This is a genomic window from Empedobacter sp. R750, assembly GCF_030324345.1.
Taxonomy (GTDB): domain Bacteria; phylum Bacteroidota; class Bacteroidia; order Flavobacteriales; family Weeksellaceae; genus Empedobacter; species Empedobacter falsenii_C.
In genome coordinates, this window is the sequence record NZ_JACAGF010000010.1 from 143307 (window position 1) to 154895 (window position 11589).

Below are 11589 nucleotides of genomic sequence, written 5' to 3' on the forward strand. Positions count from 1 at the left end.
GCGGGCAATAGCTTGTAATAATGGAAGGAAGTTTGTTTACTAAGTAAACAGTTTTCTCATTTTTTTGTGGTTTTGATGAAAAGGTGACTTAAAGTCGCCTTTTTATTTTTTATCAACTTCTATTTAAAATCACAATTCATAACAATCCTTTTTTATCTGAATAATTTGTAAATTTGTGAAATGCAGTTTCAATTAAATTCTGAATTCAAACCAACTGGTGATCAGCCAAAAGCTATTGAAGAATTATCAAATGGTATTCTAAATAATGATCGTTATCAAACACTTTTGGGTGTTACAGGCTCTGGTAAAACATTTACAATCGCGAATGTTGTGCAAGATGTGCAACGTCCAACTTTGGTTTTGGCGCATAACAAAACATTGGCGGCGCAGCTGTATATGGAATTTAAAGAATTTTTCCCGAATAATGCAGTCGAATATTTTGTTTCGTACTACGATTATTATCAACCAGAAGCCTATATTCCCTCATCAGGAACATATATCGAGAAAGATTTATCAATAAATGAAGAGATAGAAAAACTTCGTTTAAGTACAACTTCTTCCCTACTTTCTGGTCGTCGTGATATTTTGGTTGTGGCTTCGGTTTCGTGTTTATACGGTATTGGAAATCCAACAGAATTTCATAAAAATGTGATTCAGATAGAAACGGGGCAAATTATTTCGAGAACAGCTTTTTTGCATAAATTAGTTCAAGCTTTATATTCGAGAACAGAAGGTGTTTTTCAACGCGGAAATTTTAGAATCAAAGGTGATACATTAGATATTTTTCCTGCTTATGCGGATGATGGAATCAGAATTAATTTCTTTGGTGATGAAATCGAAGAAATCTCTGTTTTCAATGTTGAAACAGGTAAAACTTCAACTAAATTAGATAAAATTAATATTTACCCAGCCAATCTTTTTGTGACTTCTAAAGACACTTTGAATGGCGCAATTGCTGATATTCAGATCGATTTGGGTAAGCAAGTTGAATATTATCATGAAATCGGAAAACATCTCGAAGCAAAACGTCTGCAAGAACGTACTGAATTCGATTTGGAAATGATCAAAGAATTGGGATATTGTTCTGGAATCGAGAATTATTCGAGATATTTAGACGGTCGCGAACCAGGAACTCGTCCATTCTGTTTGTTAGATTATTTCCCAGAAGATTATTTGATGGTGATTGATGAGTCGCATGTTACAGTTTCTCAAGTTCATGCAATGTATGGTGGAGACCGCTCTCGTAAAGAGAATTTAGTAGAATATGGTTTCCGACTTCCTGCTGCAATGGACAATCGTCCGTTAAAATTCGAAGAATTTGAAGCTTTACAAAATCAAGTGATTTATGTTTCGGCAACGCCTGCAAATTACGAATTAGAAAAATCGGAAGGAATTGTTGTAGAGCAAGTCATCCGTCCAACTGGATTATTAGATCCAATTATTGAAATTCGTCCAACACAAAATCAAGTCGATGATTTGATGGAAGAAATCAATAAACGCGTGGAATTAGACGAACGTGTTTTGGTCACAACTTTAACGAAACGAATGGCGGAAGAATTAACGAAATATTTGACAAAATATGGTGTTCGTTGTCGTTACATTCACTCCGATGTGGATACGTTAGAACGTGTTCAGATTATGGCCGATTTACGTGCGGGATTATTTGATGTTTTAGTTGGTGTTAATCTTTTGAGAGAAGGTTTAGATTTACCCGAAGTTTCTCTGGTTGCAATTTTGGATGCTGATAAAGAAGGTTTCTTAAGAAGTCATCGTTCCTTAACGCAAACGGTTGGTCGTGCAGCGCGTAATGTGAATGGTTTGGCAATTATGTATGCAGATAGAATTACGGATAGTATGCAATTAACAATTGATGAAACGAATCGTCGTCGTGAAATTCAGATGCAATACAACAAAGATCACAATAAAGTTCCGCAAGCTTTAAATAAAAAAATCACGAAACTAAGTTTAGCTGCAGCAGATTTTGAAGAAAATCCTTACGAACAAAAACATTTGATACAACAAGCAGCGGAGATTAACGAAAATTATTCGACAGAAGATAAAGAGAAATTGGTACAGAAATTGCAGAAAGAAATGGAAAAAGCTGCAAAAAATTTAGATTTTATAAAAGCAGCCGAATTAAGAGATCAAATTCAACTTTTAACTCAAGATTAATACGTTTTTTTCAACATTTCAATGAAAATTTTTAAGAATACATTTTTTTTAACTCTATCGTTTTTTACCATTTTATCATCTTGTAATACACAGATTTTAAAATCATCTTCAAATAATGAATTACTTGAAAATGAAGAAAGCAGTTTAATTCATACACGTGAATTAAAGATTTTCAAGAGATTTGATACTCCTGAAAAATTTAGTAGAAATCAAAATTATATGGGTTTTGAAAAATGGTTAAATAATTTATCCTTAAAAAATAACAATACGCCTGTTTATACATTTGATGGACAAAAAAAATCTAATCCCAATATTTATGTTGGAGTTTTAGATTTGGAACAACCCAAAAAAAATGTTCAGTTTAATTCAAATGCAATCATGAGCTTGCGTTTAGAATATTTTTACCGTGAAAAAAAATACAATGAAATAGATAAATTAGCGAAAGTTTTAACGAATCCAATTTCGTATACAACATTTGTAAAAGGAGATTATTCCTATCCAAAATTCATGGATTATTTGACGCATTATTTAGAAAATAGCAATTCTCAAACAATTGCTCAACTTCTAAAACCTATTTCAATCAAAGAAATTCAAATTGGTGATGTCTTTTTTCAGAAAGAAACAATAAAAAATCATGCGGCAATTGTGATGGATCTTGCTCAAGATAAAAATGGAAATAAAATATTCATTTTAGCTCAAAGTTATTATCCAAGTCAAGACATTCATATTCTTTCTAATCCAAGCAACGATTTAATCTCACCATGGTATATTGCAAAAGAAGGCACACTTCTTACACCCGAATGGAGATTTTTATCTTCGGACTTGATGCGTTTTAAATAGCATTTTACTTTTTCAATCCTTACATTTTACTTAAATTTGTTGTTCAAAACCTCAAAGTAAACAACAATACAGTAAATAATCGATAATGCAAAGAGTATATTTAGACAATGCAGCAACCACAGCAATTCGTCCAGAAGTAGTTGACGAAATGGCAAATGTGATGAGAAATGTTTTCGGAAATCCATCTTCTACCCACGTTTTTGGTAGAGAAGCCAAGGCGCTTATAGAAATGGCTCGAAAGAACATTGCGCAGCGTTTGAATGTTTCTCCTGCCGAAATTTATTTTACTTCTTGCGGAACAGAATCTAACAATACGATTATACGTTCTTGTGTAAACGATTTAGATGTTACGCGTATCATTACTTCGGATATGGAGCACAAATGTGTACAAGAAAGTATCAAAGATTTAGAATATCGTGGAAAAGTTGAAGTAATCCGTATCAATATTCAGAAAAATGGAGACATTGATTATGCTCAATTAGAGGAATTGGTTAAAGATCAATCTAAAAAAACATTGGTTTCTTTGATGCATGCCAACAACGAAATTGGAAATTTAACAGATGTTAAACGTATTTCGCAATTGTGTCAAGAAAATAATACATTGTTCCACACAGATACGGTGCAAACAGTTGGTCATTACGATTTAGATTTCCAAGATTTGGGAATGGATTTCGCTTCTTGCTCAGCGCACAAAATTCATGGACCAAAAGGTGCTGGATTTTTATATGCAAAAAAAGCTTCTCATCTTAAAGCTTTGATTGCTGGTGGAGGACAAGAAAGAGGAATGCGTTCTGGTACTGAAAATGTATACGGAATTGTTGGACTTTCGAAAGCTTTTGATTTAGCGATTGATGAGTTAGAAGCTCATGTAAATCACATCAAAGAAATCAAACAATATACAATCGATCAATTAAAATCAGCTATCCCAGGCGTTTCTTTCAATGGATTATCAGATGATTTAGACAAAAGTTTGTATGCATTATTAAGCATCAAATTACCATTTCATGATGCATTAATCGGATTCGAATTAGAACTAGCTGGTATCGCTGTTTCTCAAGGAAGCGCGTGCAGTTCTGGTGCAGCAAAAGTTTCATTAGTTATGCAAACATTGTACACAGAAGAAGAAATTGATCAAATGACGCCTTTACGCGTATCTTTTTCATACGAAACAACAAAAGAAGATATTGATATCTTAATTGGAACATTGAAAAAAATCGCTGAAAAACATCAATTACAAAACGCTTAATGACTGATTTCAATCAACTTGATATTCTAATTTTAATTGCGTTAGCTTTTGGATTTATCAACGGATTTTTCAAAGGTTTTATTTCACAATTAATTGGTTTAGTCGGCTTTTTTGTTGCAATTTGGTTAAGTTTCAAATTTTATCAAATCATCGAAGTTTACGTCGATTCGTACAATATTGTTGCAGATAGCTTAACTTCTTTGGTTGCGTTAGTGATTACATTTGGAATTGCTTTTTTTACAATAAAGTTAGCGTCAAGTTTAACACAAAAAACAGTAGAAGCAGTTGGTTTAGGAATCATCAATCGATTTGGTGGAGCAGCTTTAGGATTAATAATCTCTTTACTTTTAACATCAAGTATTTTGTATTATATCGATCCAATTTTAGAATTAGGATTTAAAGAAACAAAAGATGAAAGCCAGATTTTACCAATTTTGAACGAAAGTTCTCAAGTAATCAAAAATTCTATCTTCGAAACAAAAGATAATTTAAGGACAGAATCTCAAGATTCTATTCATTTATAATCATACAAAGACAGCCCGAAAAAGCTGTCTTTTTTCTTAACATTAATTTATCTATTCCATCTTATAAAAAGGCACAAAAATTGTCTAATGAGATAAAAACAATTAATTTAAGATGAAAAAAATTATTACTTTATCTGCAGTTTTTGCATTAGGAACTATTGCTTTTGCTCAGAATTCTGCCTACCAAGATATCAACCAATATCCTAAAGCAACAAAAACAAACGAGCAACATATTATCAATTTACCAGCTATTGTTGGAAATGATTCGCAAAATAAAAAAGTCGAAATATATGTCGGAAAATATATGGAAACTGATGGTTGTAATCAATATAATTTGAATGGAAAATTAGATAAAAAAACTGTAAAAAGTTATTTAGATTATTATAATTTCACGACAAATGGAAATGTTGCTTCAACAAATATGGGTTGTTTAAATGCTAAACCTGAAAATAAATTTGTTAGCTCTCAACCGTTATTGTTAGATTATAATAGCAATTTACCAATTGTTATTTACACACCAAAAGGTTATTCGGTTCAGTACAAAATTTTCACTGCTGACAATACAACCTATCAAGCACAAACAGTTAATAATTTTTAATTAAAACAATATTTCAAAAAACGATTCCTAGTAGTCGTTTTTTTATGATTTTATTTTTAATAACGACGTATTGTGTCGTATAAAATCGTTCCTTTGTTTAAATTTTAAGATTATGAACAGCGCAATCATACTTTCATCCATCCTTTTTTTTATCATTGGATCCGTTATCAGTTTTTTATATTCAAAATCGAAAGCAAATTCTGCAATCATTGGAAATGAAATTAAATACCAAGAACTTCAAAAACAATATGATTCGTTAAAAAATGAATTTATCGAAATAAAAGATGATGCTAATTTCAATTTGGATCAATGGCAAAAAGAGCGCGAAAAAAATACAGAATTAACGGTTCGTCATCAAGAAGCAATGAAAGCTGTAGAAGAGCAAAAATCGTTTATGCTCGAAACTAATGAACGATTAAAAGAGCAATTTGAAGCACTTTCAGCTCAAGTTTTGAAAAGTAATAACGAACAATTTCTTGATTTAGCGAAAACAACATTGGATAAACATTTTTCTAATTCTCAAAATGATTTAGAAAAACGTCAACAAGCAATTGATTCGTTAATCAAACCATTGAATGAAAGCTTGAATAAATTTGACGGAAAAATATCCGAAATCGAAAAAGCTCGAGAAGGCGCATATTCCGAAATTAAAGTTTTCTTAGATTCGATGCGTGGCACAACCGATAAATTGCAAAAAGAAACCAATACATTAGTTTCTGCACTTAAAACTTCGCACACAAGAGGAAAATATGGAGAAATTGGTTTGCGTCGTGTCGTTGAATTTGCTGGAATGTCATCTTTTTGTGATTTTGAAGAACAGACTTCTGTTCAGTCAGAAAATGGTTTGCTTCGCCCAGATTTAATCGTTAATCTTCCTGGAAATAGAAAAGTTATTGTCGATTCTAAAGTTCCGTTAAACCAATATATGCTTGCATTTGAGACGGAAGATGAGAATTTGAGAAAACATCATTTGCAAATGCACGCGAAAGCTGTCCGCGAACATTTAAAAAATTTGAGTTCTAAGGCTTATTGGAATCAATACACAGAAGCGCCCGATTATGTGGTGATGTATTTACAAATTGAAAGTTCTTTTGGTGCTGCGTTAGAATTGGAGCGAACTTTGATAGAAGATGCATTAAACAATAGAATAATTATTGCAACACCAACTACTTTGATTACAATGCTTCGCACAATTGCGTTTAGCTGGCAACAATTAAATGTTGCGGAAAATATATATCAAATGCGAGATGCAGGGATAGAATTATACAATCGTGTGAATGTTTTGATACAACATTTGGCAACTGTTGGTCATAATCTAAACCAAGCAACCCAAAGTTACAATAAAGCTATAGGTTCGCTAGAAAATCGTTTTATTCCGCAGGTTAAAAAGCTGAAAGAAATCGGTGGAACTTTGATGGAAAAAGAAATTTCAGAAACTAAGCCAATTGATACAATGATTCGTTCAATAAATAACTTGGATATTCAATAATCATTCTATATTTGTACAACTTTTAGAGAGAATGAAAACAAGCCTATTTACCTTGATTTTACTATACTCTCCTGCCATTTTTGCGCAGGTGAATTTTGAAGAAAAATCTGTACAGGTAAAACCAAATTTAGAATTAAATAAAGTATATAACTACTCATTTACAGATCGTAACTTTTCGATTTCTGTAAATGACACGGTTTCTAAAGTCATCAACCAATCAAATAAATCGATGGAATTGGTTGACAAGAATGATTTTGCCAATAAGTATACATTTGTAAATGGTAAAAATCAATCCAATGATCCTGATGAATTTTACCGCGATTTTATCAATAATTCTGAAGGAATAGAATACGAATTCACAACAAATCCTTCTGGAGAATTTTTAGAATTATTAAATGTTCCTCAGATTGAAGAAAAATTGCTTAAAATAACAGATAAACTTGGCAAACAGCGCAAAAAATCTGATGATTATAAGTCAAATATTGCGTACATCGAGGAAATGGTCAAGTCAAAAACGTATGTTCCGTATGTTTTTGAGCAAGAAATTCATGTTTTCAATTATTTTAATGGACAATATTTTCGTTTAGGTGAAACGTATGAAGGAAAATCGGTACAGGAAAATATTTTTGGTTTTCCAATTTCTTCTACAACAAATACTTATCTAAAAGACATCAACAAAGAAAAAGGTACGTATACAATTGCTTCTGACCAAAATTTGAGCAAAGATGATTTTGAAAAATTATGGGAAGAAATGGCGTATTATATGCTGAATGATGCTAAACTGAATTTGTCGCAAGAACAGGTAAAAAAAGAAATCAAAAAATATTCTGAAACAGTTGAATTAAAAGTGAAATATGAAAATACATACGATTTGAATTCAATTTTAATCAAATCTGAATATTTATTTAGCTTAAACATCGGTTCTAAGAAAACAGTTAATCAATTAAGTATAAAACTTTTAAATGACTAAGTTTTATTTTTTAACGAATTTCAAACTTCATTTTAGATAATTTGCTCTATTTTTGAATTAGTTTGATTGCTTATAAATGAAAATTAACTTTACATATTATCTGTTTTTTCTATTTTTTTCGATAAAAATATTCGCTCAAGATCCTATTCAAGATACAATTTCACCGGTTGTTAAAAATGATACTATTTTTAATGCACCTCAGGAAACGATTATTTTCCCGAAAACATATTGGAATATTGGAAACGAGAAACGATATAATGTAACAACAAGTGAGGTGAAATTGGAAGATGATACGATTTCGCATCAAGAACAATATACTTATAACGTTATTATTCAGGTTGAAAATGTCTATCAAAATGAAACCATTGTTAAGTGGAATTTTAGAAATGTACAATTCAATTCAAAATCATTTTTAAATAATCCTTTTTCGTTAGTTAATAATGTTTCGATTTCCTTTAAAATAGACCAAGACGGACGATTTTTGGGTTATACAGATTTAGATAAAACGATTAAACAATTGGTTTTATCTTCAGAAGATTTAGAGAATAAATATTTGGATAATCCTACTGCGATTGCGTTAATCAAAAAGAATCTTCAACAATATTCTACAGAAGAAAATATTGTTAAATTATTTGACAAAGACATTCGTCAATTCCATCATTTTTATGGAAAAAGTAATTTTACTTTAAAAAGTGAGCCTTTTGTTTATAAGTCGTACATGGACAATTTGTTCAGCACTTCTCCTACTCCAGCGACAACAGAATTGAAATTGAATGAGATTGGAGTTTCGCAAACCAATTACATTATGTCAAGTTTTCAGGAAGCCGATAAAGATTGGTTGGCCAATTCTTGGTACAGCTATTTGAAAGATTTGGCAACGAAATTAGGTTCTGAACAACCATCTGAAAAAAGATTAAAAGACGACATAAAATATTACGTTAAAACGACTTCGCGTATCAAAGATAACGGTTGGATTTCATATAGTATCGAAACCAAAAAAGTGAAATTTCAAGATACTGATTACACGTTAGAGCGTCGTTTTGAGTTAGTAGACTAAAACTCGCATCAATACTGATAATTCTTACATTATTAAATCATAAAAACTTCGTGAATCAAGATTATTTTTCATAATTTTGCATTCATTTTATATAAATTATATTCACTATGCAATTGTCTGAACAAGAAATTATTCGTAGAGAAAAACTACAACAATTAAGAGACTTAGGCGTTGAGCCTTACCCTGCCGAAGAATTCGTGGTAACTTCTAATTCTAAAGAAATTAAGGAAAAGTACGAAGAAGGAAAGGTTGTCAAGCTTGCCGGACGATTGATGAGTGTTCGTGTAATGGGAAAAGCTTCTTTCGCTGAGTTACAAGATAGCGAAGGTCGTGTACAGGTTTATATCTCGAGAGATGATATTTCTTCTTCTGAAGAAGGAATTGAGTACAATACAATTTTCAAGAAATTGATGGATATCGGAGATTTTATTGGAATTGAAGGATATGAATTCAAAACTAAAGTGGGTGAAATTTCTGTTCACGTAACAAAATTAACGCTGTTATCAAAAACTTTACGTCCATTACCTATTGTAAAAACTGACGACGAAGGTCATGTATTTGACGCTTTTACAGATCCAGAATTGCGTTACCGTATGCGTTACGTAGACATGGTTGTAAACCCACACGTGAAAGAAATTTTCTTAAAACGTACACGTTTATTCAACGCAATGCGTAATTTCTTCAACGATCGTGGATACATGGAAGTAGAAACTCCTGTTTTACAATCTATTCCTGGAGGTGCAGCAGCTCGTCCGTTTATTACGCATCACAATGCATTAGACATTCCATTATATTTAAGAATCGCAAACGAATTATACTTAAAAAGATTAATCGTTGGTGGTTTTGATGGTGTATACGAATTTTCTAAAAACTTCCGTAACGAAGGAATGGATCGTACGCACAATCCAGAATTTACAGCAATGGAAATTTACGTTGCTTACAAAGATTACAACTGGATGATGGATTTCACAGAGCGATTATTAGAACATTGTGCAATCACTGTTAATGGAACTTCTGAAGCAACTTTTGGAGATCATAAAATTGATTTCAAAGCGCCTTACAAACGTGTAACAATGCGTCAATCAATTATTGATTTCACAGGATTTGATATCGATGGAAAATCTGAAGCAGAATTATTTGAGGCTGCTAAAGGAATGGGAATCGAGGTTGATGAGACGATGGGTAAAGGAAAATTAATCGATGAAATTTTTGGTGAAAAATGTGAAGGAAACTACATTCAACCAACTTTCATTACAGATTATCCAAAAGAAATGTCTCCATTGACTAAAAAACACCGTGATAATCCAGAATTAACTGAGCGTTTCGAATTAATGGTTTGTGGAAAAGAAATTGCTAACGCATATTCTGAGTTAAATGACCCGATCGATCAACGTGAGCGTTTTGAAGCACAAATGGCTTTAGCTGATAGAGGTGACGACGAAGCAATGTTTATCGATCAAGATTTCTTACGTGCTTTAGAGTATGGAATGCCTCCAACATCAGGTTTAGGAATCGGAATGGACCGTTTGATTATGTTCTTAACAAATAATCCATCTATCCAAGAAGTTTTATTCTTCCCTCAAATGCGTCCAGAAAAAGCTGCACCAGCTTACGAATTGACAGAAGAAGAAACTCAAATTATTGAAATTTTAAAAGCTAACGAAAACATTGATTTGAACGAATTAAAATCCAAAGCTGCTTTAAGCGGTAAAAAATGGGACAAATCAATGAAAAATTTAGCAAAATATAACTTGACTAAAGTAACTGTAAATGGTGATACCAAAACGGTTGCATATTTAGGAGAGTAAATTATTACCCTTTCATCTATATTTTAAAAGCTCAACTTCGGTTGGGCTTTTTTTGTATGTTTAATTCTTTTTAATTCATATATTTATGATAATGAATCTGGATTGGATACAACTAAAGTATCTATGAAAGCTACTACAATTGATATTTTAATAAAAATTAATAATGAAAAAGATATTTATATTTCTATCCTTTCTATTATTGGTACTTTCAGCAGTTTATATATTATATTTAGTTCGTAAGACTTTTAATAATTATGAATTTGAATCTTATAATGAACTTTATTATAAAGTTCCACCTGTAAAGAATGCACAATTTAAATCGCTAAAATCTTTTAATTCTGACTTGTTTTCAATTGTTGACGATAAAAACTTAAAGAATATTACAGTAAATTTCGATTCCAAATCAAATAAAGTAAGGCAAGTAAATTTAAATTACACATATAATCCTAAAACAATTGATGATAAAGTAAAATCAATAATAAGGATATATAATTTAGGAGAAATTATCGAAATTAATAAAAGAATGATGAAAAAAACTTCTTTTTTTTGGAGTCCTGAAGTATATAATTTAAAAAATACTAAACATGAAGAAATGTACTTTCCAGAGGACTTCTTTGTACATAAAACGGTTGTTAATTATAATATAAAAGGAAAGTTCATAGATTCAATAGTAAATCATAAAACCAAACTTTATGCTTTAAAAGGTATTGTTGAGTTAGATATTAACAATGATTATAAACCTGATTTATTAATTGAATCAAAAAACGAAAATTCATACATGGTTACTGGTTTTATTGAGATAGACAATTGGATATGCAAACAAAAATAGGAGTATTAGTTAAGCTACATTTTTATAACTAATTTTTTGTTGATTAAATTCTTCAA

The 11589-nt window shown here is 31.2% G+C and carries 10 protein-coding genes; all 10 read left to right on the forward strand.

The annotated features are described in order from the left end of the window. Window positions 1-180: 180 nt before the first annotated feature. Window positions 181-2172 carry an excinuclease ABC subunit UvrB gene (uvrB, locus tag HXZ74_RS11705; protein WP_280062455.1) on the forward strand — a complete coding sequence of 664 codons (1992 nt, stop codon included), beginning with the start codon at window positions 181-183 and terminating at the stop codon, window positions 2170-2172. 21 nt (window positions 2173-2193) lie between these two features. Beyond that, window positions 2194-3012 carry a DUF4846 domain-containing protein gene (locus tag HXZ74_RS11710; protein WP_280062454.1) on the forward strand — a complete coding sequence of 273 codons (819 nt, stop codon included), beginning with the start codon at window positions 2194-2196 and terminating at the stop codon, window positions 3010-3012. Between the two features lie 85 nt (window positions 3013-3097). After that, entirely contained in the window at window positions 3098-4258 is a 1161-nt protein-coding gene (locus HXZ74_RS11715) for a cysteine desulfurase family protein (protein WP_280062453.1), read from the forward strand. Next, on the forward strand, window positions 4258-4782 hold the full coding sequence (locus HXZ74_RS11720; RefSeq protein ID WP_286475553.1) for a CvpA family protein: 525 nt from the start codon (window positions 4258-4260) through the stop codon (window positions 4780-4782). Before HXZ74_RS11715 ends, HXZ74_RS11720 begins: the two co-directional genes overlap by 1 nt. 112 nt (window positions 4783-4894) lie before the next feature. Beyond that, window positions 4895-5380 carry an ecotin family protein gene (locus HXZ74_RS11725; protein ID WP_286475554.1) on the forward strand — a complete coding sequence of 162 codons (486 nt, stop codon included), beginning with the start codon at window positions 4895-4897 and terminating at the stop codon, window positions 5378-5380. A 112-nt stretch (window positions 5381-5492) separates the two neighbouring features. Beyond that, window positions 5493-6869 carry a DNA recombination protein RmuC gene (locus HXZ74_RS11730; RefSeq protein WP_286475557.1) on the forward strand — a complete coding sequence of 459 codons (1377 nt, stop codon included), beginning with the start codon at window positions 5493-5495 and terminating at the stop codon, window positions 6867-6869. Window positions 6870-6900: 31 nt separating this feature from the next. After that, a complete protein-coding gene (locus HXZ74_RS11735; protein WP_219034727.1) occupies window positions 6901-7839 on the forward strand; it encodes a hypothetical protein in 939 nt (312 codons plus the stop codon). Between the two features lie 76 nt (window positions 7840-7915). Further along, the gene (locus HXZ74_RS11740; protein WP_286475559.1) at window positions 7916-8896 is read left to right on the forward strand and encodes a hypothetical protein; all 981 of its coding nucleotides are present in this window, start codon (window positions 7916-7918) and stop codon (window positions 8894-8896) included. 107 nt (window positions 8897-9003) lie between these two features. Next, window positions 9004-10704, forward strand: a complete 1701-nt coding sequence (gene lysS, locus HXZ74_RS11745) for a lysine--tRNA ligase (protein WP_286475561.1) — start codon at window positions 9004-9006, stop codon at window positions 10702-10704. 163 nt (window positions 10705-10867) lie between these two features. Further along, window positions 10868-11533, forward strand: coding sequence for a hypothetical protein (locus HXZ74_RS11750; protein WP_286475562.1), 666 nt, complete (start codon window positions 10868-10870; stop codon window positions 11531-11533). Window positions 11534-11589 lie beyond the last annotated feature (56 nt).